At 61.9% G+C, this 20,701-nt stretch carries 25 protein-coding genes and 2 pseudogenes; 16 read left to right on the top strand and 11 right to left on the bottom strand.

The annotated features are described in order from the left end of the window. The 3 genes and pseudogenes from AC630_RS07340 to AC630_RS07350 form a co-directional block, all read left to right on the top strand. Positions 1-188: GrpB family protein (locus tag AC630_RS07340; protein WP_143197878.1), on the top strand; the 188-nt coding region annotated here is incomplete at its 5' end. A gap of 194 nt (positions 189-382) precedes the next feature. Next, positions 383-832 (top strand): GNAT family N-acetyltransferase, encoded by a 450-nt coding sequence (locus AC630_RS07345; protein ID WP_074117890.1) that lies wholly within the window; start codon positions 383-385, stop codon positions 830-832. Between the two features lie 507 nt (positions 833-1,339). After that, positions 1,340-2,076, top strand: a pseudogene (locus AC630_RS07350) (DUF3363 domain-containing protein). A gap of 72 nt (positions 2,077-2,148) precedes the next feature. Here the strand turns inward: AC630_RS07350 and AC630_RS07355 are convergent. The 4 genes from AC630_RS07355 to AC630_RS07370 all read right to left on the bottom strand — a co-directional run bounded on the left by AC630_RS07355 (position 2,149) and on the right by AC630_RS07370 (position 6,991). Further along, a complete protein-coding gene (locus AC630_RS07355) occupies positions 2,149-2,463 on the bottom strand; it encodes a hypothetical protein (RefSeq protein WP_074117834.1) in 315 nt (104 codons plus the stop codon). Continuing rightward, positions 2,372-4,747 carry a T6SS phospholipase effector Tle1-like catalytic domain-containing protein gene (locus tag AC630_RS07360; RefSeq protein WP_074117835.1) on the bottom strand — a complete coding sequence of 792 codons (2,376 nt, stop codon included), beginning with the start codon at positions 4,745-4,747 and terminating at the stop codon, positions 2,372-2,374. Before AC630_RS07360 ends, AC630_RS07355 begins: the two co-directional genes overlap by 92 nt. A gap of 86 nt (positions 4,748-4,833) precedes the next feature. Beyond that, positions 4,834-5,349 (bottom strand): hypothetical protein, encoded by a 516-nt coding sequence (locus AC630_RS07365; protein WP_074117836.1) that lies wholly within the window; start codon positions 5,347-5,349, stop codon positions 4,834-4,836. Positions 5,350-5,593: 244 nt separating this feature from the next. Next, complete coding sequence (locus AC630_RS07370) at positions 5,594-6,991, bottom strand: GSU2403 family nucleotidyltransferase fold protein (protein ID WP_074117837.1); 1,398 nt, start codon at positions 6,989-6,991, stop codon at positions 5,594-5,596. Positions 6,992-7,413: 422 nt separating this feature from the next. Here AC630_RS07370 and AC630_RS07375 point away from each other — a divergent pair. The 3 genes and pseudogenes from AC630_RS07375 to AC630_RS07385 form a co-directional block, all read left to right on the top strand. Further along, positions 7,414-8,139: pseudogene (locus AC630_RS07375) on the top strand (type IV secretory system conjugative DNA transfer family protein); the annotation flags it as partial. A gap of 258 nt (positions 8,140-8,397) precedes the next feature. Then, positions 8,398-9,219, top strand: a complete 822-nt coding sequence (locus AC630_RS07380) for a helix-turn-helix domain-containing protein (RefSeq protein WP_074117838.1) — start codon at positions 8,398-8,400, stop codon at positions 9,217-9,219. A gap of 82 nt (positions 9,220-9,301) precedes the next feature. Further along, entirely contained in the window at positions 9,302-9,967 is a 666-nt protein-coding gene (locus tag AC630_RS07385) for a DsbA family oxidoreductase (protein WP_074117891.1), read from the top strand. Here AC630_RS07385 and AC630_RS07390 read toward each other — a convergent pair. After that, positions 9,945-11,144, bottom strand: a complete 1,200-nt coding sequence (locus AC630_RS07390; protein ID WP_074117839.1) for a GNAT family N-acetyltransferase — start codon at positions 11,142-11,144, stop codon at positions 9,945-9,947. The two genes, AC630_RS07385 and AC630_RS07390, sit on opposite strands and share 23 nt — an antisense overlap. 227 nt (positions 11,145-11,371) lie before the next feature. Beyond that, positions 11,372-11,692: an ArsR/SmtB family transcription factor gene (locus AC630_RS07395; protein WP_074117840.1), complete on the bottom strand. Its 321-nt coding sequence runs from the start codon at positions 11,690-11,692 to the stop codon at positions 11,372-11,374. A gap of 99 nt (positions 11,693-11,791) precedes the next feature. Between AC630_RS07395 and AC630_RS07400 the strand changes: the two genes are divergently transcribed. The 3 genes from AC630_RS07400 to AC630_RS07410 are packed head-to-tail and all read left to right on the top strand — an operon-like array spanning position 11,792 to position 13,070. Then, positions 11,792-12,220, top strand: coding sequence for a YeeE/YedE family protein (locus AC630_RS07400; RefSeq protein ID WP_074117841.1), 429 nt, complete (start codon positions 11,792-11,794; stop codon positions 12,218-12,220). 5 nt (positions 12,221-12,225) lie between these two features. After that, positions 12,226-12,693, top strand: a complete 468-nt coding sequence (locus tag AC630_RS07405; protein WP_074117842.1) for a YeeE/YedE family protein — start codon at positions 12,226-12,228, stop codon at positions 12,691-12,693. Between the two features lie 20 nt (positions 12,694-12,713). Then, positions 12,714-13,070, top strand: coding sequence for a carboxymuconolactone decarboxylase family protein (locus tag AC630_RS07410; RefSeq protein ID WP_074117843.1), 357 nt, complete (start codon positions 12,714-12,716; stop codon positions 13,068-13,070). Positions 13,071-13,149: 79 nt separating this feature from the next. Here AC630_RS07410 and AC630_RS07415 read toward each other — a convergent pair whose 3' ends face one another. Next, positions 13,150-13,479: a hypothetical protein gene (locus tag AC630_RS07415; RefSeq protein WP_074117844.1), complete on the bottom strand. Its 330-nt coding sequence runs from the start codon at positions 13,477-13,479 to the stop codon at positions 13,150-13,152. 115 nt (positions 13,480-13,594) lie between these two features. Then, entirely contained in the window at positions 13,595-13,999 is a 405-nt protein-coding gene (locus AC630_RS07420; RefSeq protein ID WP_074117845.1) for a hypothetical protein, read from the bottom strand. A gap of 151 nt (positions 14,000-14,150) precedes the next feature. Between AC630_RS07420 and AC630_RS07425 the strand changes: the two genes are divergently transcribed. Further along, on the top strand, positions 14,151-14,384 hold the full coding sequence (locus tag AC630_RS07425; protein WP_074117846.1) for a hypothetical protein: 234 nt from the start codon (positions 14,151-14,153) through the stop codon (positions 14,382-14,384). Between the two features lie 74 nt (positions 14,385-14,458). After that, complete coding sequence (locus AC630_RS07430; protein ID WP_074117847.1) at positions 14,459-16,429, top strand: pyrroloquinoline quinone-dependent dehydrogenase; 1,971 nt, start codon at positions 14,459-14,461, stop codon at positions 16,427-16,429. Positions 16,430-16,473: 44 nt separating this feature from the next. Here AC630_RS07430 and AC630_RS07435 read toward each other — a convergent pair whose 3' ends face one another. Continuing rightward, a complete protein-coding gene (locus AC630_RS07435) occupies positions 16,474-16,716 on the bottom strand; it encodes a PilZ domain-containing protein (protein WP_074117848.1) in 243 nt (80 codons plus the stop codon). A 182-nt stretch (positions 16,717-16,898) separates the two neighbouring features. Here AC630_RS07435 and AC630_RS07440 point away from each other — a divergent pair, with 182 nt between their 5' ends. Next, a complete protein-coding gene (locus tag AC630_RS07440) occupies positions 16,899-17,192 on the top strand; it encodes an HdeA/HdeB family chaperone (RefSeq protein WP_074117892.1) in 294 nt (97 codons plus the stop codon). 123 nt (positions 17,193-17,315) lie between these two features. On the opposite strand, the gene AC630_RS07445 is transcribed toward AC630_RS07440, so the two are convergent. After that, on the bottom strand, positions 17,316-17,780 hold the full coding sequence (locus AC630_RS07445; RefSeq protein ID WP_074117849.1) for a PaaI family thioesterase: 465 nt from the start codon (positions 17,778-17,780) through the stop codon (positions 17,316-17,318). A 364-nt stretch (positions 17,781-18,144) separates the two neighbouring features. Here AC630_RS07445 and AC630_RS07455 point away from each other — a divergent pair, with 364 nt between their 5' ends. Next, entirely contained in the window at positions 18,145-18,435 is a 291-nt protein-coding gene (locus tag AC630_RS07455) for a hypothetical protein (protein ID WP_074117894.1), read from the top strand. A gap of 104 nt (positions 18,436-18,539) precedes the next feature. Beyond that, entirely contained in the window at positions 18,540-18,794 is a 255-nt protein-coding gene (locus tag AC630_RS07460) for a hypothetical protein (protein WP_074117850.1), read from the top strand. 52 nt (positions 18,795-18,846) lie between these two features. Here the strand turns inward: AC630_RS07460 and AC630_RS07465 are convergent, their stop codons facing one another. Continuing rightward, positions 18,847-19,032: a hypothetical protein gene (locus AC630_RS07465; RefSeq protein WP_074117895.1), complete on the bottom strand. Its 186-nt coding sequence runs from the start codon at positions 19,030-19,032 to the stop codon at positions 18,847-18,849. A gap of 393 nt (positions 19,033-19,425) precedes the next feature. Between AC630_RS07465 and AC630_RS43525 the strand changes: the two genes are divergently transcribed. Together AC630_RS43525 and AC630_RS07475 are read left to right on the top strand one after the other, a co-directional pair. After that, entirely contained in the window at positions 19,426-19,677 is a 252-nt protein-coding gene (locus AC630_RS43525) for a hypothetical protein (protein ID WP_208866970.1), read from the top strand. 109 nt (positions 19,678-19,786) lie between these two features. Next, positions 19,787-20,095 carry a DUF2798 domain-containing protein gene (locus tag AC630_RS07475; RefSeq protein ID WP_074117852.1) on the top strand — a complete coding sequence of 103 codons (309 nt, stop codon included), beginning with the start codon at positions 19,787-19,789 and terminating at the stop codon, positions 20,093-20,095. The last annotated feature ends 606 nt before the right edge of the window (positions 20,096-20,701 follow it).

The following is a 20,701-nucleotide window of genomic DNA, read 5'->3' on the forward strand; positions in this document are numbered from 1 at the left end:
TTTTTCGCGACTGGCTTCGCCAACATGCGGATGATCGTCAGCTCTACGCCGATGCCAAGCTCCGGGCCACGAGCGGCGTGAATACGGCTCAAGACTATAACAAAAACAAGCAGTCGGTGGTGCTCGACATTTATCGCAAGATATTCGTCTCTTGGTTGGGTGAAGCTGGCCAACGAAGGAAACAATAATCATTGAAAGGGTAGAGCACCGACATCTCCCTCGGCTTCGTGATTGCTTTCCTTCGAGTGCGACGATATCTAATGCGAAATCTGTAGAAGGAGATTTATGCGCAGAAGCTGAAATTCGGACCGCATTTCGCGGCATTGTCGCCGGCTCCTGTGGCCGTGCGCTATCTGTGCATATTCAACACTACGGAACTATCTTGAAGAATTCGGAAGTCATTATCCGTGCCTACGAGGCATCGGATCTTCACGCACTTTCAACGATCTGGTTTGAAGCCTCTCGGCGCGTTCACTCGTTTCTGGGAGACGACCGTCTGCGGAATCAAAGAAAGTTGGTAGAATCTGTCTACCTACCAGAGTCCGAAACTTGGGTGGCAACTTGTAACGGCGCGCCCGTTGGGTTCATCGGACTGATCGACGCCTTCATTGGCGCCCTGTTTGTCTCAACGGAGCTTCAAGGCGGCGGGATTGGCCGCGCCCTTGTCGCTCATGCCCTGCAGCTCAAGCGTGAGCTCGAGCTCGAAGTTTATACGGCCAACGAAAGTGCTCGCTCATTCTACGAACGGCTCGGGTTTGTCGAGGTTTCTCGCACCGCTGAAGACGCCGAAGGCTTGCCGTTCGAAGTCGTTCGCATGCGGCTGATGCGCTGAACGCCAAGCGGCTAGTGCGCGCGCAATCCATCAACGACCTCGAATCAAAGAACGCTGGACGCGCGAATCCAGAAAAATCAACACTTAGAAGGTGTGTCTGCGTTCGGGGCGCCAGGATCAAATCGCAACCTGAACCGAATGTCGGTATCGGTGGTTGCGTCTCCAGGATTTGAACGTATTCGGGGACCATTTCTGATCAGCTCGCATTCGGCAGCAAGCGACACAAATCGTCAAGCTTTGCTTGGAGAGCGGGCATCGCGGGGCGTCCCTGACCACTGTTACTGGAGAGGGGCCACCAGAGTACTCCTTTGAACACGTCTCGGGGAGCATTGTTCTCGAATAGTTTGTTGGACAGATTGGGAGCAAGAGGCGGCCCTGGAACGAGTGGAGGCGAAGCTATGCACCGGATCTCAAGCGGCGTTTCCCGGTCCGGATCGGGGCTAGACAAAAGGAGGAGGTCACCTAAAGATCATACTTGGCGCGTCGTAGGGCGGGCTCTCGTGAACCGTGCCGCTTCGCGTCGCCGCCGTCCACGACGGCATCTACGGCGAGCGTCTGCATCGGGAATTCGACCCGCAAGCATCGGGCGAATTTGTCGGAACCCACGTCCGCCGTCTGGAGGCGATGCGACGGGAAGGCTGGTAAGCCGTCTTGCCGACGGTAGTTGGAGAGTGGGGCGGGATTATCTGGACCGGGCGCTTCGATACGAGAAACTCCAGCAATCGCGCAATCCGGTGCGGGTCGCGGTGCTGTCATGGCAAAGGCTTGAAGACCTCCCGCAGGCACTGGGTGCAACCTGGCTTGATCGTAAGCTCATTGGGAAGGAGCCTGATGAGCTTGCGTCAACAGGCTTTGGCGCGGACGTCGAAACCGCGTTGGGAGCGAGACGGCAGTGGCTGATCGAGCAGGGGATGGCGCGAGAGGAAGGTGGCCAGATGCGGTTTGCGCGGAACATGCTCGAGACGCTCGAGACGCGTGAACTGACGCGGACCGCCGCGGAGATATCCACCCGCACTGGACTTGAACACGTCGATGCCAAGTTCGGCGACAAGATCGACGGCGTTTACCGGCGCATGCTGACGCTGAACAGCGGACGCTTCGCTCTGATCGAGCGATCCCGCGAGTTCGTGCTGGTGCCCTGGCGGCCGGTGCTGGAGCGAGCGCGCGGGCAATTGGTCACCGGCAGTGTTGGCGGGGAGGGGATATCCTGGTCGATTGGCCTCAAGCGCGGCATCGGCCGGTGAGGCCGAGGCTGGGCTCTCTGGTACAGAGCATCCCTTCCGGGCGCGGTGCGGCAGAGTCTTCACCGCTTCAACTTATCGGCTTTCCACCGTGATCCTGGCCTTGCCGGTGCTGCCGATCCAGTCGGCAAGGTGAGATTCATAGCTCCACCAGCCGAGCATTGGCTTGTTCAGATAGACGAAGAGTTCGCCGTCGCGCTTTGGCGTGAGAACCTCGGCAAGCTGCTCAGGATCATCGGGAATAGCATACTCAACGTCGTTGACCCGAACGTCATCGTTCTGGTTGGGTGGCGCGCGGTCAAGGAAATCCTCCTCGTTGCCCCTCGCGCCGATGCGAAAGATGATGCTTCCCCATGGGCGGTCGAACGTGTGGCGGAACGGATAGAGCAAGGCCAGCGTCGCTGCCTTGAAGAATGGCAGGCGGCCTATCGGCTGTCCCCCCCATGTAGGACTCTTCGCCGAAGAAGCTCCACTTGCCGGATGGAGGCTTCGTCTCTGGAGCAGGGAGCCGCTCAACGACAATTCGATAGTCCTTGCCCGTCCTGACGAAAACGCCGGTCGAAATGCAGATGTTATTCGGTGAGTTGGTGGCCGAAGGCGATGTATCGAAGAGGACCTCCGTCTGTTGCTTCTTCGTGCCCTTTTCTGCCCTGCCGGCCAGTCCGGTCGTCTCCGTGCAGAAGCTGCCAAAGCCGTCGCGGATGTTGAACAGGTAGTGGCTGCCAAATGCAACGGCCAGATACAGGATTCCAATCGCGGATAGCGCAGGGGCGAGATAGAACTTAAATCCTCGAAGCAGCGCCTGATAGATTCTTGATTGCCGAAGCTTTCTGACGGCCACGCTGGGCAGGAAATAAAACACGAGGAATGCGCCAAGAACGTCGCGAACTGGCTGCGCGGTATAGGTCAGCAGGGCGTCCTCGTAACTCGCGGGCAGACGCAGCCAATCGAGCTGGGGTCGTTCGAATTCCGGGTACAGAAACAGATAGAGAATGGTGCCGGCAAACAGGATGGTCTGCACGGGCGAAGCGACTTTAGGGATCTTCGGTTCCTCGGGCTTGTTGCTGTCCGGCAGGAAACGCGTCCACAAGATTCGCATGCTGTCATTTATCGAGCCTTTCAGCCTGGCACTTACCGAGATGAGGAACGCGACAAGCGAGGCCCAGATGACGAACCATGCCGGATCCCGTGCATAGGCGTCGATCCAGCGCGAGGCCATGCCTGGCAGGAAATTGCCGATGATCCGGATCGTATCCGACAGGAATCGGAAGGAGGTGCGGAGCTCCTGGAATGGGTAGCTGTCCCGGAACAAGGGATAGAGCAGAAGGTAGCCGGTGACGAACACCGTCAGAAAGTAGATTGCCCGGCGCCGCCAGACGGTGTCCCAGATGCCTTCTTGCTCCTTATGCCGGTCTGTCGAGGGCTTTCCTTCAGAAACGGCTGAGTCATTCGGCTCGATCGTCACCGCGGTATTAGAGATCATTGGTCCCGACGGCCAATAGTTGACATAGGGGTCGGTCGTGCGGACGACCTCATACTCTTTGGGGAAGCCGATCGGCGCATAGAAGTGCGCGCCAAGCTTGATCCTGCCAAACACTGCTTCATGAATCTTCGGGACTGGTCTGGGACTTTGCGTGCCGTCGGACGCAATGGTTGCGGGCATCGCATCATAGAAGTCCTGGATCTTGCGAGGACTGTAGCGGTAATAGCCGCCAAGTCCGCTACGGGAGTCGTAGAGCCTGCCGTCCTTGTCCTTTGCGGAGTCGGTGCTGATGAGCGCGTCGGGCTCGGCGTCGGGCATGTCCTTGAAAACGAGGCCGGCCTGTTTGGCCTCGGACATCATCCAGGCCAGCGAAATGTTTGCGAGAGAATCGTCCGGATAGCCGCCGCCGACGTTGGAGTGAACACCCGTGAACCAGACCTGCAACAGCCGCTCACCATCGGATTGGCGGCTTGGGCCGCTCGCCTGCGTATTGGTCGTATCTTCATCCCAAAGGACGGGGTGGAATGTTGCTCGTTCGTCGTCGATTGCCAGCGCATGCCGCGCCTTGCGGATTTTGGGATTGAATCGCTTGTTCGGCAGCTCAAGCGGCCAAAGCCAATCGTTGACGCCGCGAGTCATTTCGTCGATCGGCAGGCCGTAGGCTGCAACCGTGTCCCACACGCCCACGAATTCGATGGAGTCGACCATGCGCTCGCGCGGCGTGTAGAATCGCTTGTCGAGCCAGGATTGGATGAGGCGAAATGGATATTGGAGATTCCAGACCGGATACTTGTCGTGACGATAGGCGCGATAGGCCGCACGCGCCTTCCTGTCGAGTTCTCCCTCGTTGGCGAATTTGACGAGGCCCTGATTGAGCACCAGACCAACGACGATCCGAACCGTGAAGGCACCTCGGCTGAAGCCAAATGCATAGATCTTGTCGCCGTCCCGGTAGTTGCGGCAAAGGAATTTGTAGAGGTTGATTACGTTGCGCTTCAGGCCATACCCAAATGCACCGCCGAGGATGGCCAGCGGCTTGAACGACGACGTGCCGACGCCGTCGTCATAGATTGCGATCTGATCGGACGTCTTCAGATCGAGCGATTGGAAGGTCCGCCAGACGTTTGTTCGCCAAACCTTGCCGGCTGCGTTGCCAGTACCGTCCGACAAGATCACAATCCGCTTTTCCATAGGACTTCCCCCGAGAATTCCTCTGCGGCACGATCAACGTACGATCTGGCAGCCCGGTGTCGCACGAGCCGCTATCGAACTCTTCTTCAGGTTGGCTTCGACGCCGGAAAAAAGAACAGCAGTGCATTCAGCGCGGCGAGGAAACCAGCTTGGCCAATTGCAATGCTGACGATTGCGAGTTTGACTGATGTCAATACACGCAGCAAAGCGTACGAGCCGTCAGTGAGCGGAATGAACGCGCGAAGTATCGCTGCGATCGTGCAGTCTTCTGCCAGGTCGGACAGCATGTAGAGGATCGGAAATGTCCACCAGATCCATGCGGGGACATTCGATAGAAATGCCATGCGACCGCTCAGGGCTGTCGAACCGAAGCCCAGCAACAGACCAAAACTGACAAGGAAGAGCAGGTCGAGCGGGATCAGCACGGGGTAGATGTAGCCCCGGATCGCCGATTCGTTCTCCTTGGCAGCGAGCCAACGGGCAAGCGTGGCCCGACTGAGAATGTCCGTCTGGGAAGGGACATATCGCAGCCGTTCGAGGAAGCGACCTTCAACATCCTTGCCGTAGTTCGGCGCGACCAAGAACTTGAGCATCAGCGTCAAGGCAAGCGTCAGGACAACTAAGACAGCAATCGTTCGCAAAACAACTGGCCTTCAAAAAGATCCGGGGCTTGGCAAAACCGAAGGTCCCACAGAGGGTGACTCGCCCCGCAGAAACGATAACCGATACTGGCACAGTTACAGGTTGCTTGGCTACAGGATTGCAGCCAAGATGGATTGGGCGCGGTTTCGCACGCGTGCGCCGCAGCAAGTGCTGACGCGCCGCCCGGTGCCATGAGCACCATGGTCACTTCGGCTTTGATTTGGCCGGTCGTCGTTTTTGGGGAACGGCGGATGCGGGCTTTCCCGTGGAGACGCGATTGGCAAAGTCGTCAACGCCCGACGTCTTGACCAGGACTGCTGCCGGCTCCTCTACGGGCGCGGACAGATACTTGGCTCGCGCGATCTGTTCGATCCGGCCTCTGTTTTGGTGGAAGGCTTCTAGGCGACCTTCTTGTCCGAGGTCACCGGCACCGAAATGGTCGTCCAGCGCTTCGCGGCTGACGGCGCAGTTCACGGCGCCGCCAAGCGCCTGGCCCTGGAACGTCACGACGTCGCGGCTGAAGTCATAGCGAGCGGGGGGATTGTCGAAGGAAAGATCGATCCCTGGAATGATCGAGCGAGGCGCGCCAATGGTCTTGAGCACCGCGTCCCGAACGGAGGCCGAAAGCAAAGCGAGCCCTTCGAGCATCAATTGGCGCCATTTGGGACCACGATCGTGAGCTTCCTGCCAAGCCGATTTCAGCTCATGGGGCCGCTTTTCGGCCAAGGCGGCAAGCAGAGCCTCGGACTGCTGCAGGTCCTTGTCGCGCTTTGCAAACCCCTCCGGGCGCCTGCGGGAGATGATGAGCTTGTGGACGGCATAGCGCGCCGGAGCCGGCACGTGCACGTAGACGCCGGCGCCATGTAGGATGATTGCGGGCTCGGGATCGCGGATCAGGAAATCCAGGAAGCGCAGCGGCTGGGCGTCCGTGTTCAGGGCAGGTAGCTTTTGGGGGCGAGCGGTCTCCTTGCCCTCATGGGGCGTGAGAAAGTCGACGCGGAAGCCACCCTTGGCGGCATAGCTGGTCACGCGCCGGCCATCAGATACGTGAGGGACGGCACGAAAGGATTTGTCGACTTCCTTCAGCACCTCCAGAACGGGCGGTGTGGAGTCCTCGACCGCCACCGAGACGTTCTTGAACTGGGCAATGTCGACGTCGCCGGTCTGGAGCGAGCCGGCGGAGAGGCGAACGCCAAGCATGGCAGCGTAGGTTTGGTAAACGATCGTTCCAACGAGCACGCCACGAAGGCGAAACACGCCGGCCTTGGCGAGCGCCGCGATGACGTCGCCGATCTCGGAAATGGGGCGGGGAAAGTTGAACGAGCGGACAAGGGTGGATACAAGCGCGCGGCGCTCGCGTTCATCCTCGCGAACTTCCTTGTGGTGGGCGATGCGCTCCAGGAGTTCTGGCGTCTCCGGGCCGACATAACGCTGCGAGCGCTCGGCGCCGGTGCCGGTCTGGAAGTACCAATATTTGCGGCCGTTGATGCTCTTGGCCGTGAACGAGCCGTTGTCAGCGAAGGCCTCCTGGAAAGCCGCATTGGCAGTGCGCTCCAGCAGCTCGGCATAGGTCGTCTGGGCAACCAGGGAAGGGGCGGGCATGGACGGTTCCGCATTATACTCAGTTCGCGGAGTGAGTATAATAGGAGCGGAACCCGGAGTCCAGTCGACTTATACTCACTTTGCAAAATGAGTATAACGAAAATTGACCCTAAATTTGAAGCCGAATCGGCGCGTCCGGCCCATCAATTGGCCGTTTGGCTGGTTCCGTCGCTGGTCTACGCAACCTGCGCCCCGCACGCTCCTGAGCGCATCAAGGATCATCCAGTTTAAGCCAGTAGCTCACCTTCTGTTGAAGCGCTGGATCATCCTCGCCGAGACTGGATGCAGATCCTTATCGCCGCCGCACGCCTGACCAACGTTGCTCCCGCTTCCCGGAAGCGATTTTTATTTCGATTGAACGCAAAGCGCATCCGCCCCTTCATCGCGCCGCTCACGTCGCGTGAGCAAGTGGGGCGAGCCGGATGTTTCCAGCAAAGATCTATGTCGGTCAGATCGCCGTCGTGCTCGGCATCGTCGTGGTGTCGACCTGGGGCGCCACGCAATGGACGGCTGCAGCTCTCGGCTATCAGCAGCGCCTTGGCGAGCCCTGGTTCCTGATCGTCGGCTATCGCATCTATCTGCCTTGGCGATTGTTCGAATGGTGGTTCGCCTATGAGGCCTATGCGCCCGAGATCTTCGAGGAGGGCGGAGCCATCGCGGCAGCCGGCGGCATCGCAGGCGCGCTGTTTGCGATCGTCAATTCGGTGTGGCGCGCGCGCCAGAGCCAATTGGTGACGACTTACGGCTCGGCAAGATGGGCGACGCCGAAGGAGATCAAGGCGGCCGGCCTGTTCGCATCGAAGGGTGTGTTTCTGGGGCGCCTCGAGAACAACTATCTACGCCACAATGGACCGGAACACGTCATGTGCTTTGCGCCGACTCGATCGGGCAAGGGCGTGGGACTGGTGTTGCCGACATTGCTGTCGTGGACGTCGTCGGCGGTGGTGCACGACATCAAGGGCGAAAACTGGGAATTGACCTCCGGTTGGCGTTCGACGTTCTCGCATTGCCTCTTGTTCAATCCCACGGACTCGCGGAGCGCCCGCTACAATCCGCTGCTTGAGGTGCGCAAAGGGGCGCCCGAAGTCCGCGACGTCCAGAACATCGCCGACATCCTGGTTGACCCCGAAGGGGCGCTTGAACGCCGAGTCGAAGCCGATGCGGGAGGCCTCGTGTCGGACGTGGGGATTGAGGGTGGTGGTTCGGGGCGTGATCCGTGATTTTTCGTGAGCAATCGCCGCGTCAAAGATTTTGTTGCTATTTGTCGACTTCGAGATGTTGGTATTTGTGTTGGTATTGGTCGGCTTCACGGAAAATAATTCTAGTTATTTCAAAAACTTAAGTGCCAATATCCACTACCTCGCGGGTAATGGAAGGCCTGAAATCCGCATGCTAGGTTTTCGACCATGAACGCACATGCATCCACGGCACAGGCCGAACGCAGCCAACCGGTCCATATCGGCGACCATTTGCGCGAATGGCGGCAGCGCCGCCGCATGAGCCAGCTCGATCTGGCGGGCGAAGCCGAGATCTCCGCGCGGCATCTGAGCTTCGTCGAGACCGGCCGTGCCGCGCCCTCGCGCGACATGGTGCTGAGACTCGCCGAGCGTCTCGACGTGCCCTTGCGCGAACGCAACGTGCTGCTGGTCGCGGCCGGCTACGCGCCGGCCTTCCCGCAGCGCCCGCTGGAGGATCCCGCCTTGAAATCAGCCCGCCAGGCGATCGACCTCGTGCTTAGGGCGCATGAGCCCAACCCGGCGCTGGCCTATGATCGGCACTGGAATCTGGTCTCCGCCAACCGCATGGTGGCGCCGTTGCTCGAAGGCATTCCGCAGCGGCTGCTCGGCCAACCCTTCAACGTGCTGCGGCTCGCCTTTCATCCGGAGGCGCTCGCGCCGCGCACGGTCAATCTCGCGGAGTGGTGCGGGCACCTCCTGGAGCGGCTGCACCGGCAATGCGAGGCCACCGCAGATCCCGAGCTGATCAAGCTCTACAATGATTTGAAGAGCTACCCGATCCCGGCGCGCTCGGCGCCGCTGTCGAGCGACAATGTCGCGATCCCGTTCAAGCTGCGCCACGACGGGGAGATCCTCAGTTTCTTCTCGACCACCATGGTGTTCGGCACGCCGGTCGACATCACATTGTCGGAGCTGGCGCTGGAGACGTTCTTCCCGGCCGACGAGCGCACCGCCGAGCGTCTCAGGCAGATGGCAGCAGCCATGACCTAGCGCCCTTGCCTCGGGATCGGTTCGGCTTATCTTTGGACGAACCCTGTACTGCCCGAAGGAGGCGCCCATGAGCACGTCTGACATGAGCACATTGAAGCCGCTCCGGATCGACGTCGTCTCCGACGTGGTGTGTCCCTGGTGCTATATCGGCAAGCACCGGATCGAGAGCGCGCTGGCGCTCGTCCCCGACGTTCCGGTCAAGCTCAATTACCGCCCCTTCTTCCTCAATCCCTGGGTGCCGCGCGAGGGCATCAGCCGCGAGGACTATCTCACCACCAAGTTCGGCTCGGTCGAGGCTTATAAGGGCATTGCCGGCCGCGTCGTCGCGGCGGCCAGCGAGGAGGGCCTCGTCTATCGGCCCGAGCTGGTAGCTCGCCAGCCCAACACGACCGACTGCCACCGCCTGATCCTTTGGGCCGAGGCGATCGGCAAGGCGCCCGAGATGAAGCAGCGCCTGATGGAGCTGTACTTCCGCGACGGCGGCGATCTCACCGACGTGAACGTGCTGGTGCAGGCTGCGGCCGATGTCGGCCTCGATGCCGACGACGTGCGCAAGCGCCTTGCCACCGACGAGGACGTTGCGCGCGTTTCGGCCGACGCACAGGAGGCCGCCGAGAAGGGCATCTCCGGCGTGCCGACTTACGTGTTCGCGCAGAAATATGCCGTCTCCGGCGCGCAGGATCCGAATCTGCTCGCGCGCGCCATCCGCCAGGTCTCGGCGGAGATCAACGCGCAGGCGGCGGAGTAGCTTTCGCTTTTTTGCGTAATAGGCGGACCACGCGCCGCGCGGCCTCGTGCGCGGCGTTGAGGCCAACCAATGCTGCGTGAATCAAGGCCACAACCGGATCGTTCCGCCGCAGCGGGATCAAGACGTCACCGATTGCAAGGCGTTCCCGCCAGATCGGATTGATCATGGGGTGATCGGCGCTCGCCGTGGAATCCGCGCTGGCAATGGCCGGATCGGCGCAGAGATGACGTGTGAGCTCGAGCGTGAGCTGCACGCCCGGTGAAAATCTTGCAAAGCGTTCGTCGATGCCGAGCTTGAAGAAGAAGGCGCGGTCCTGGTGGCGCAGCACGATGCCGGCGGCCAGCGGTGTCAAGCCGGCACGCAAGGTGACGATCTCGCATTGCGCGGTTTCTGCCAGAGCCGGGACAGCGCGGTGGATAAAGGTCGAATCGCCTGGGTGCTGGATCAGCGCGGTGCCGCGCTTGCCCTTCCAGCCGCTGGCTTCGAGCTGCAGGAATGTTTCGAGCGCCGGCCTGATTTCGTCCGGCTTGTTTGCAACCTCGAAGGCGACGGGGCCGTGCTCTTCAAGACGATGGCGCTGCCGGCGTAGCTCCTTGAGTTTCTTGGCGCCGAGCGCCTCTCGCAACACTGTGTCGCCGTCTTGCGTCGCATCGAGACTGGCGCGGATGTAGGAGCTGAGGATTCGCGGCTTCAGGCCGTCGCGATTCAGGATCTGCTTGAGGGAACTCATCGCCGCGCCGTCGAGCGCGACGTCATTCAGCACGAGCGCGTGCACGCCGGCTTCGCGCGCCTGCTGCAACAGACGCGTCGCTGCCTCGATCGGGGCGTCGCGGTCGATCAAAGGGCTGCACAGCGTGCCGTAGGGATGCGCGCTCACCAGCGCGGGCAGGGGGATCTTCCAGGCACGCCAGAGCGAGATCACCGGCATCAACCCGATCAGTCGCGACGAAGATCCGTCGAATACGCGAAGCGCCGAGGCATCAGTGCGGCCGCGCGCGGTTGCGCTGACGGCGAGCTCCCAGCCCGGCAGGTAATATCCATTTGGTTCGACCGCGCGCTGCGCGAGCGCACGCCATTGGCCGGGTTCGATCGCCGTAAGCGGGACGAGCGCGCGCGCCGCTGCGGCGCCCTTTGCAGGTGCCGGATTGATCGCTGCCTGGTGCGCGATGTCGACCACGTCCCGTCGTCCCCGTTCACGCAGGCAAAAGCCAGCGTTACGCCGTCATGCTTAGCGCAAAGATTGGAAAATACAGTTGGGACGACGCTTCAATTCGAGCGGTATTGTTAATGTCTCATTGACCATTCGCCCGGTGAGGCTTCGCCGGATGGGCTCGCTATTGGTCACCCGGCACGAAATGGTCACGGGCGCAGAGGGGCATTCCCCCGCGTTTGCGCCAACGTGTCCTATTCCGATGCGCAGAAGAGGCGGTACAGCGTCTGCAGCACCGCCCGCACTTCCCGGCTCGCAAGGCTGTAATATATCGTCTGACCCTCGCGCCGGGTCTTGACCAGGCTCAAAGCGCGCATCTTCCCGAGATGTTGGGATAGTGCCGCCGAGGACAGGCCGGCGATGTCGGCGAGTTCGCCGACTGACCTCTCGCCGTCCAGCATGTTGCAGAGAACCATGAGCCGCTTTGGATTGCCCATTGCGGCGAGGAGGCTGGAGACCTCTTCGGCCTTCTCCTCCAGAGCGATCAATTCCTGATTTCGGGGCTTGCGCGTCATGGCTGTCCTATATATTAGTATATTCGAAAATAATAAACAATGGAAATGAGAGGTATCCGGCGCCGCGCTTTGCGGACGCCCTCGATCCGGAGGACTACAATGACTGTCACGCCCTTCACGCCGATTGCTTCGCTCCTGGGTGGTGCGCTGATCGGCCTTTCGGCCGTGCTCCTGATGTGGGCGACGGGACGGATCGCCGGCGTCAGCGGCATCGCGGCGCGGCTGTTTCCGCCTTACGAGGACGGTGAATTCGCCGGCCGGCTTGCCTTTGTCGCGGGTCTTGTCGCCGCACCCGTGCTGGTCCGGCTCGCCACCGGAGGCCTGCCGGAGCAAACGATTGCGGCGGGAACGCCGGTCCTGATCGTCGGCGGATTGCTCACGGGCTTCGGTTCGGTGTGGGGCAGTGGCTGCACGTCCGGCCATGGCGTCTGTGGCCTGTCGCGGCTTTCCGTACGCTCGCTGGTCGCGACCGTCACCTTCATGGCGGCGGGCATGGCCACGGTCTTCGTGATGCGGCACTGGAGCTGACGGTCATGGCGATCCTCGTTCAATTCGCGATCGGGCTGATCTTTGGTCTCGGCCTCATCGTCTCCGGCATGTCGAATCCGGCGAAAGTGCTGAACTTCCTGGATGTCGGCGGGATTCCCGCAGGGACCTGGGATGCGAGCCTTGCTTTCGTGATGGCCGGCGCAATCGCTGTCACCTTCTTCGGATTTAATCGAGTCTTGAGGCTTGCGCGGCCGTTCTTCTCGGCTCGCTTCTACGTTCCGACACGAACGGATATCGATCCCAGAGTTGTCGTTGGTCCTGCCATTTTCGGCATCGGCTGGGGAATGGCAGGCTTCTGTCCGGGGCCGGCGCTGACCGCGCTTGGATTCGGTTCGCCATCGGCCGTTATCTTCGTTGCCGCGATGTTTGCCGGCATGGTGCTAGCCCGCTTCGTTTCTCACCTGCCGCCGTTGACGCGTTTCGTCACGCCGGCCGACCCGCTCGAAACCTGAGTAACCGCAGAGAGTCAGTCATGGACAAGAATTATCCCGAGATCGTCAGGCAAATCTCCGCCAACATGAAGAAGCTCCGCAACGATATTCCCGACACGATGAAGGGATTTGCCATGCTCGCGCAGGCCGCCACGCGGGACGGCGCGCTTGACAAGAAGACCAAGGAGCTGATGGCGCTGGCGCTCGGCGTTGCCGCGCATTGCGACGGCTGCATCGGCTTTCACACCGAAGCGCTCGTCAAGCTCGGTGCAACGCGTGAGGAGGTCGAGGAGACGCTCGGCATGGCCGTCTACATGGGCGGCGGGCCGTCGCTGATGTATGCAGCGGATGCGATTGCGGCCTACGAGCAGTTCCAGCAGCAAGCGGTCGCCGCCTGACGCCGATCCGCCGGCGCAGTCATGGAGACAGGACCGGGCAAGCTGTCTCGTCCGGTCCCGTCCGTTGTGGCCTTATTGCTTACCAGCGGTCGTGATCGACGCCGACGCCCACGCTGACGCCGGGCGCACGGATGCCCACACCCGGGCGCGGACCGTCATCCCAGTCGCGGTAGGTGCGATGCTCGTAATAGCGGTCGCGCGGCATTCTGGCGTAGGAGTCACGCACGATCACGCGCGCGCCGCCATGGGTGCGATAGCAATTGCCGGCGTCGTCGCAGACGAGCCGAACCTGCTGAACCAGATCGGGGTTGGCGTATTCGCTGGTCGTGTAGAAATCAGCAGCCTTCGCGCCGCTAGCCGCAGTGAGGGCTCCGACACCAGCCAGCAGTGCAATCGTAAACGTCCTCATCCTGTGCTCCTCCGATGCTGCCCTCGAGGGTGACAAGAATGGAAGGCGGGGATCGTTCCCGGCCATTCCGCACGTTTTTCCCGGAACCGGATCGCGTTTCGGCGCGAATGGGTCCCTAGATCGGCTCGTAGCTTTCCGACCCGCAGGTGTCGTCGGCTTCGGCACGACGGCGATCGATCACCTTTCCGCCGTTGATCGTCACGATGTAGGTCTGCAGGCCGAGCGCGGTGCCGGTGGCGGAGGTGAGCTGCGCCCGGACGCAGGCTGTCCAGCCCGGCCCCCGCACCTCGCGATGGGGGGCGGCGACGTGAACCTCGCGCGGATAGGACGTGTTGAGGAAGACGACGTCGATCTGCTCGCGCACCACGCGCTTGACGTCGGGGGGCGGTTCGGGCGGCGGCTGCTCGGCTTCCTTCATGCGCATGAATTCGGGCACCGGCGCACGGCTGTCGGCAAAGCCGCAAGCACCGAGCACAAGTGCGCTGGCGAGCAACGCCACATGAGCAACAATCCTCAACATTCCTGAAGGTCCCCTGCGGGCCAACAGATAGGCGCGAATGCGCCACGGCGAAGTCCCCGCCGATCAACATTTGCTGAAGCCGGGGAGCCCGCGGCATTTGCTATTACGGGATTGCAGGCTAGTTTGTATCCCCGACGAGGGGATTGCACCTATGAGGATTTTGGTCATAGCGGCCGCGGTGCTGGCACTGACTGTTGCCTCAGCGCAAGCGCAGATGGGTGGTGGCAGACGCCATCCTAATGAGGGCGGTCAGAAGGCCGACAACAAGCCCAAAGTCGACGACAAGGCTTACAAGGCCGCGCTCGAGCGCATTCCCGAGCCCAAGGAGAAGTATGACCCGTGGAGCGGGGCGCGTCCGGCTGACCCCGCCAAGAAGCCGAAATAAGCGAGTCGGGCGTGGCGATCCGCTTGTGCCATTCGGCTCTGATCGCGCTCCTCTTGCTGTTGCCACGGCCATGCATGGCCTGGGAGAGTTGGGGCGGCGATGCCGGCGGTTCGCGCTTCTCGGCGCTCCGAGAGATCACGCCAGATAATGTCGGTAATCTCGTTCAGGCGTTTGAATTCCATACCGGTGATCTCACGGCGCGCCCGCCTGAGGCGATGCGGCGAACCAAATTCGAGGCGACGCCGCTGTTCATCGAGGACAGCCTCATCTTCTGCTCGCCCTTCAACGAGGTCATTGCGCTCGATCCCGGCACGGGTGTGCAGAAGTGGCGCTTCGATCCGAAGATCGCCACCAATCAACGTCCCGCTAATCGCTACGTCTGCCGCGGCGTGACCTACTGGATCGATGATGAGGCGCCAGCAAATGCCGCCTGTCGATCGCGCGTCTTCATGGGCACGAACGATGTCCGCCTGATCGCGCTCGATGCGAAGACGGGAATTCCATGTGCCGGTTTCGGCAATGGCGGCCAGATCAGGCTCGATATTGGTACGGCGCTGGAATGGCCCGGCGAATTCCAGATCACCTCGCCGCCGGCCGTCGGGCGCGGTGTCGTCGTGGTCGGCTCCTCGATCGGCGACAACCGCCGCGTCGACGCGCCAAGCGGCGTGGTGCGTGCGTTCGATGCGCGGACCGGTCGAACGCGCTGGACGTTCGAGCCGCTCAAGCGCGACGGCATCGAAGCCGGCCACGCCAATGTCTGGGCGCCGATGTCGGTCGACGTGGCGCGTGGGCTGGTGTTCCTGCCGACGTCCTCGCCGTCACCGGACTTTTGGGGCGGCAAGCGGCCAGGCAATAACGAGCACGCCAATTCGGTGGTCGCGCTGCGCATCGAGACCGGCGAGCTCGTGTGGGCGTTCCAGACCGTGCATCACGATGTCTGGGATTACGATCTGCCCGCGCAGCCGACGCTCGCGCGCCTCGACACTGGTGATGGTCAGCGCGACGTCGTGATCCAGCCGACCAAGCAAGGTTTTGTCTTCGTGCTTGATCGCGACACTGGCAAGCCGGTGTGGCCCGTCGAGGAGCGCGCGGTACCGCAAGGCGGCGAGGAAGGTGAAAAGTTGTCGCCGACGCAACCGTTCCCGACGCATGTGCCGGCGCTGACATCGCAAAAAATATCGACCGGGGACGCACTCTCGATGTTGCCCGGCCTGCGCCGCTCATCTTGCGAGCGCCAGTTCGCGGAGGCCCGCAACGAGGGGCTGTTCACGCCGCCTTCGGTGCAAGGCACCCTGGAGTTTCCGTTCACCGGCGGCGGGGTGAACTGGGGGAGCGCGGCCTTCGATCCGGTCAACCAGATCCTCTACGCCAACACCAGCCGTGCCGTTCATCTCATCAAGCTGATCCCGCGCGCGGCGGCCACCGGATTCAATCCGCCGCCCGGTCACGATTTCGGCCAGCAGCGCGGCGCGCCGTTTGCGATGTCGCGTGCGGTCGTGATGTCGCCGCTCGGGCTGCTCTGCAACAAGCCGCCCTGGGGCGAGATGGTCGCGGTCGATCTGAAGGCCGGCAAGATTCTCTGGCGTTCGATCGTCGGCACCACCGAGGATCTTGCGCCGCTCGGTGTGCCGCTGCCCTGGGGGGCGCCGCTCGTCAACGGGCTCGCGGTCACCGCAGGCGGTCTCGTCTTCACCGGCGCGATGGATGCCTACCTGCGCGCCTTCGATGCGCGAAGCGGCAGAGAGCTGTGGCAGGGGCGACTGCCCGTGCCCGGCGTCGCCAATCCCATGACCTATCTCTGGAAGGGCGAGCAATATGTCGCAATCGGCGCTGGCGGCCACTCCGAGGCAGGCACCTCGATCGGCGACAGCGTCGTTGCATTCCGTCTGGCGCGGCCGGGCGAGGCGCCGTCACTGTGGTCGCGCACGATCGATCGTCCCGGCGGACGATTCTTTGCGGCGTCGTCGGCGATCGTACTCGCGATCATCGCGCTCGTGGTCGCAAGCCTGCGCTGGCGTCGCAGTCATCGTATCAAGCAATCATAAACGTGTTGTGCATGCGATGCGAACAGTCGTTCACATCGTGCGCGCTATTGCACGAAAGCGAGGCCGACGCGCTTGTCATTGCGCCAGACCGTGCGACAATTCCGCACGAAATTGTCGCGCGCGATCGAGAGCGTGAACGATTGCGGTAACGTGACAGGGTTTTCGAGGTCGATCGCGGCGCCGCTTGCCGAGATGTTTCGTACCGTGCACGCAATGCCGCCGTCTTCAAAGGTGATCGCTCCACCCTTGAAAACACGGTAACGCTGCGCGGTACGCTTCTCGATCATCCACGTTAATCCATAATGACGATTGTGAAGTAGTGCATAGAAATTACGTTGAACTAAACTCAATACTGGCGCTACTTGCACAGCGCTTCAGACTTCGTTTACGACGTTGGAGCGATGAGCCACTCCGCCGAGTTTCCCCACAAGCCTTTCCTTTATGGCGTTACGCGCCGATGGAGATATTGATGAAGACCACGATTTCGCTTCTGTTCGCTGCAGCGCTCTCGCTGTCGTCCATGCCCGCCCATGCCACCAAGCTCGATCTCGCGACGATGAGCTGCAAGCAGTTCCTCGAGAGCGGCGACGATACCATCAAGATGGTGCTGACCTGGATGGACGGCTGGTACAAGGGCGACGAGGACAATGCGATCTTCGACACCGACGTGTTCGTCGAGAACGCAAAGAAATTCGGCACCTATTGCGGAACCAATCCGAACGTCAGCATCGTCACCGCGGCCGACGAAGTGCTCGGCAAGTAACTTCCGAAGCGTGGCGAGGGAAGCGTGACGGCATCGCGCTTCGGTCTCCTGCCTCGCCCTGATCGTCATCGAGAGCCGCGGTGCGCGTTGCGCTCACGCGGCTCTCCTCTTTTCGGATGATGCTCAGCCCGGCAGCATCGCGAACGCGCTCGACACCATCGCGACCGGTTTGTTGTCTGTGGCGGATAGCAGCGTGACGCGGCCAAAGCTCATGGTGCGTCCAAGCCGCACCACGCGCGCGTCGGCGAGCACATCCGACGAGGAGACCGCGCGCATGAAATGCGTGGTCTGGTCCACCGTCGTCATCGGACGATAGCCGCGGTTGGCGGCGAGGTTCGCGATCACCATCGCGGTGTCGGCAAGCGCCATCAGCGCCTGGCCGCAGACCACGCCGCCGTGGCGGCACAGCCGCTCCGAGAATGGCATGCGGAGCAGCGCGCCCGGTTGCCAGTCCGGCGTGTCCGCTGGCTGGGCGTGCTCGATGCGCTCGACCGAGAGGTTGAGATCCTGGACCCAGGGCGCAAAGACCTCGCCGAGTATGCGTCTGGCGTCGGCGATACCGAACTCGGCTTCTGGCTGCAATGGCATTGCTGTCGTTTCCTCCTTTGTTGCCGCATGTTTCGGCCATTCTGCGCGGATCGGCGCGGCAAAGTCACCCGGTCTTGCGCAGGTCCCGTCGGCTTGAAAATGCCTGACTTCGCCCGATATGATACCGCGCTTGGGAGCAGGTGGACGATGTTGCGTCGGTATGTCCTCATGTTTTGGCTGGTCGCGCTCGGCCTCGCGCTGAACGGGTGCACCCGGTGCGGCCCGATCTGGGATGACTGGCTGCACGCACCGAAATCGTGCAGATCGGATCGGCTCTAGCGAGCCTTGCGGCCCGGGGCGGGCCGTTGACAGAGATGACAAGGCGCGGTTGATCTGCCCCTAATGGATGATCAAGGAGTGAATGATGAAGCTTTTCCGTATGGCGGCGGTGCTGGCTGTGCTGGCGGGACCGGCCTATGCGCAAATGCCCAATATCAATCTGCTGCAGGAAGGTCCGAGCAAGACCCCGGAAGAAAAGGCCGCAGATGCCGAGCGTGACAAGGCCTACAAGGAAACGCTGAAGAAGATTCCGGACTCCAAGGCGTCCAACGACCCCTGGGGCGGCATGCGCTCAGATCCGCCGAAGCAGGCTGCACCGAAGGCGTCGGCCGCAACCAGCGCGACGAAGAAGAAGGCCGGCACGACCGCCAACTGATCGTATCGCCCGGTCGGGGCGGCCATGTGCCTCCGGCCAGGACTTCTCTTCGCCCGGTCCGCTCCCTACATTCTCAAACGCGTGTTGCGTAGAGGAGGCAAGAGATGGCCGATCGTCCGCGGGATCTCGCCGAGCGGATGGCGCGCCGGCGCAAGATGGGCGGCAAGCCGGGCGAAAGCAGCGGCGACGGCTATCTGCGTGAGACTTTCACTCTGCCACGCTTGGCGGCCCGGGCGAGGGCTCAGGCCTTCTTCGCCCGCTATCCCAAGGCCGGCTATATGAGCGCGGTCGAGACTTGGCGCGAACTGCCCGGCGGCGACATCGAATTCACCATGAGGCGCCTGCCCAGCGCGGACTAGGGCCGGGGCCTCGCTAGCGCTGCGTACAAAGGGCGCCGTAACACCGCCGATCTCAATCCGCTTGCCCGATGGCTTTCAGCTCACGATCGATGCGCAGCTGCACCCGCCGGATCGCCAGCAGATCGATCTTCGTCTCGGTCTTGCCCGTCTTGACCTGCTCACCGATGCGGAACTGCCACTGCCAGATTCCCGGAATCGCCGTCTCGGCAACGGTGAACTCCACGCCCCTGTGATTCATGGTCGCCTCCCACGATTCACCTTCCCTGACTGCAAACATGTTGGGCGTTTTAGTATTCCAGGGACAAGTAAAATCTTTCGGTCAGCCCTGGACAGTTCACGGAAATCCCGAAAGCGCGCGTGCGCCGAAATAAACGAAATCGGATTCCGAAAGACACCGCCCTCGAAGCGGCGCGAGAACATCGCGCGGCGCGTTTGAGGAACCTTGTTCAGGGGCGGAGAACCACGAGCAGTGCGGTTCCATCGCGCATCGTGGAACCGCAACAGCGCCGCCGGACATTCGAAGCGCATGTTCTGATCTTTTCCACTGTTGCGTGCTGCCCATCTATGCTCTGTTGATGCTCTGCTGGCGTAGGAGGGGGGCCTCGAGCGCGACGCCGGCGAAGAGGAAGGCGTGAACTTTCTAAGAGATCTTGTGTTGCGCTGGAGCGCGCGGAATTTCTCGCTCGCTTGTCCGCATTGCCGGCACCCCGCGTCTTCCCTGACGTTCAGGCGCGCGCGCTTCATGCTCGGTGATGAGAAGCTCGTCTGCGAGCAGTGCGGCGAGACCAGCGTCGTCACCTTCTGGCGCTTCGAGGGTCTGTCATGCCCGTCCGATCGCGCCGAGGCGAGGCGGCGCGAGCCGCAGCACCACTCGCGCCACTGATTCACGCCGGCGATGCAGATCGAGCGGGAGGATGTCCCCAGCTTGTCTCCATGCGAGCAACGGCACGTGCCTTGCTTGGCATGATGACGGCAAGCAACATGGGCGCGTCATGCTCGGCATTCCCCGCCGCTACAGTCATTTCGTCTTCGGCATCATCCAGTCCGGACTGACCTCGCTGATCGCTGCGGGGATCGCCAGCTTTCCCGCAGGCAGCGCGATGGTTTTTCTCAGGCACTGGATGGTGTCGTGGCTGTTCGCATGGGCCGCGATGCTGCCGATCGTGCTGCTCGCAGCGCCCGCGATTCGCGCCTTCTCGCTGCGGCTGACGCAGGAGGAGGGGCTCGTGAACCGGGTCGGGAGGCATGAAAAAACCCCGCCTGGACAGAGCCAGGCGGGGCGGAAGGTTATTGGAGGCTGAGGTGCTGGGCTGCAACACCATAGCCAAACAACCCTAGACGGCTCAGCTTACGGCAGCCTGACAAGTCCAGGAACCGGATCCGGGCCGCTGTCTGGCCAGTCCGTGCCCGCAAACAGAAAACCCCGCTCGGGGCAGAAGAGTGGGGTTCTCGACTGGGTATGGAGGCCCGGTGTTGGTTCACCGGGCACAGCGACATTAGGAGAGTCGGCTTACAGGCCCCTGACGGCCGCCGCGGTTGCCGCTCTCCGAGGGCCGCATACTGGCCCCGCACCCGTCCCAATTTCGACATCCGATCGCACAACTGAGGACACACCGGCAGGCGAGATTCCATCCGTTCGGTGCAGCCATGGGGGAAACGTGGCGCGCCGGCAACGGGGTGGCATCATGGACAACGTAGAGCGGTCATTCGCCGCCGCGACGGTGGCTGGCTTCGTGGTGCTGGTGATCGGCATCATCCTGCTGGCGTTGCTGTAGGCAGACACGATCGCCCCGCAGCAGACTGCCGCCGACGATCGACGATGAGATCCTGAGCGGGGGCTGAGCCAGGCCCGCGTGAGGCGACCGGTCGGGGTCGCATGTGATTTCGCAAAAAATCGAAAAACAACC

The organism is Bradyrhizobium sp. AS23.2 (assembly GCF_001908185.1).
Taxonomy (GTDB): Bacteria; Pseudomonadota; Alphaproteobacteria; order Rhizobiales; family Xanthobacteraceae; genus Bradyrhizobium.

Bases quoted from the DNA above. Each gene is read 5' to 3' on its own strand.
- AC630_RS07360 (WP_074117835.1), bottom strand. From the start codon at position 4,747: ATGGAAAAGCGGATTGTGATCTTGTCGGACGGTACTGGCAACGCAGCC.
- AC630_RS07370 (WP_074117837.1), bottom strand. From the start codon at position 6,991: ATGCCCGCCCCTTCCCTGGTTGCCCAGACGACCTATGCCGAGCTGCTG.
- AC630_RS07380 (WP_074117838.1), top strand. From the start codon at position 8,398: ATGAACGCACATGCATCCACGGCACAGGCCGAACGCAGCCAACCGGTC.
- AC630_RS07385 (WP_074117891.1), top strand. From the start codon at position 9,302: ATGAGCACATTGAAGCCGCTCCGGATCGACGTCGTCTCCGACGTGGTG.
- AC630_RS07395 (WP_074117840.1), bottom strand. From the start codon at position 11,692: ATGACGCGCAAGCCCCGAAATCAGGAATTGATCGCTCTGGAGGAGAAG.
- AC630_RS07400 (WP_074117841.1), top strand. From the start codon at position 11,792: ATGACTGTCACGCCCTTCACGCCGATTGCTTCGCTCCTGGGTGGTGCG.
- AC630_RS07405 (WP_074117842.1), top strand. From the start codon at position 12,226: ATGGCGATCCTCGTTCAATTCGCGATCGGGCTGATCTTTGGTCTCGGC.
- AC630_RS07410 (WP_074117843.1), top strand. From the start codon at position 12,714: ATGGACAAGAATTATCCCGAGATCGTCAGGCAAATCTCCGCCAACATG.
- AC630_RS07415 (WP_074117844.1), bottom strand. From the start codon at position 13,479: ATGAGGACGTTTACGATTGCACTGCTGGCTGGTGTCGGAGCCCTCACT.
- AC630_RS07420 (WP_074117845.1), bottom strand. From the start codon at position 13,999: ATGTTGAGGATTGTTGCTCATGTGGCGTTGCTCGCCAGCGCACTTGTG.
- AC630_RS07425 (WP_074117846.1), top strand. From the start codon at position 14,151: ATGAGGATTTTGGTCATAGCGGCCGCGGTGCTGGCACTGACTGTTGCC.
- AC630_RS07430 (WP_074117847.1), top strand. From the start codon at position 14,459: ATGGCCTGGGAGAGTTGGGGCGGCGATGCCGGCGGTTCGCGCTTCTCG.
- AC630_RS07435 (WP_074117848.1), bottom strand. From the start codon at position 16,716: ATGATCGAGAAGCGTACCGCGCAGCGTTACCGTGTTTTCAAGGGTGGA.
- AC630_RS07440 (WP_074117892.1), top strand. From the start codon at position 16,899: ATGAAGACCACGATTTCGCTTCTGTTCGCTGCAGCGCTCTCGCTGTCG.
- AC630_RS07445 (WP_074117849.1), bottom strand. From the start codon at position 17,780: ATGCCATTGCAGCCAGAAGCCGAGTTCGGTATCGCCGACGCCAGACGC.
- AC630_RS07455 (WP_074117894.1), top strand. From the start codon at position 18,145: ATGAAGCTTTTCCGTATGGCGGCGGTGCTGGCTGTGCTGGCGGGACCG.
- AC630_RS07460 (WP_074117850.1), top strand. From the start codon at position 18,540: ATGGCCGATCGTCCGCGGGATCTCGCCGAGCGGATGGCGCGCCGGCGC.
- AC630_RS07465 (WP_074117895.1), bottom strand. From the start codon at position 19,032: ATGAATCACAGGGGCGTGGAGTTCACCGTTGCCGAGACGGCGATTCCG.
- AC630_RS07475 (WP_074117852.1), top strand. From the start codon at position 19,787: ATGCTCGGCATTCCCCGCCGCTACAGTCATTTCGTCTTCGGCATCATC.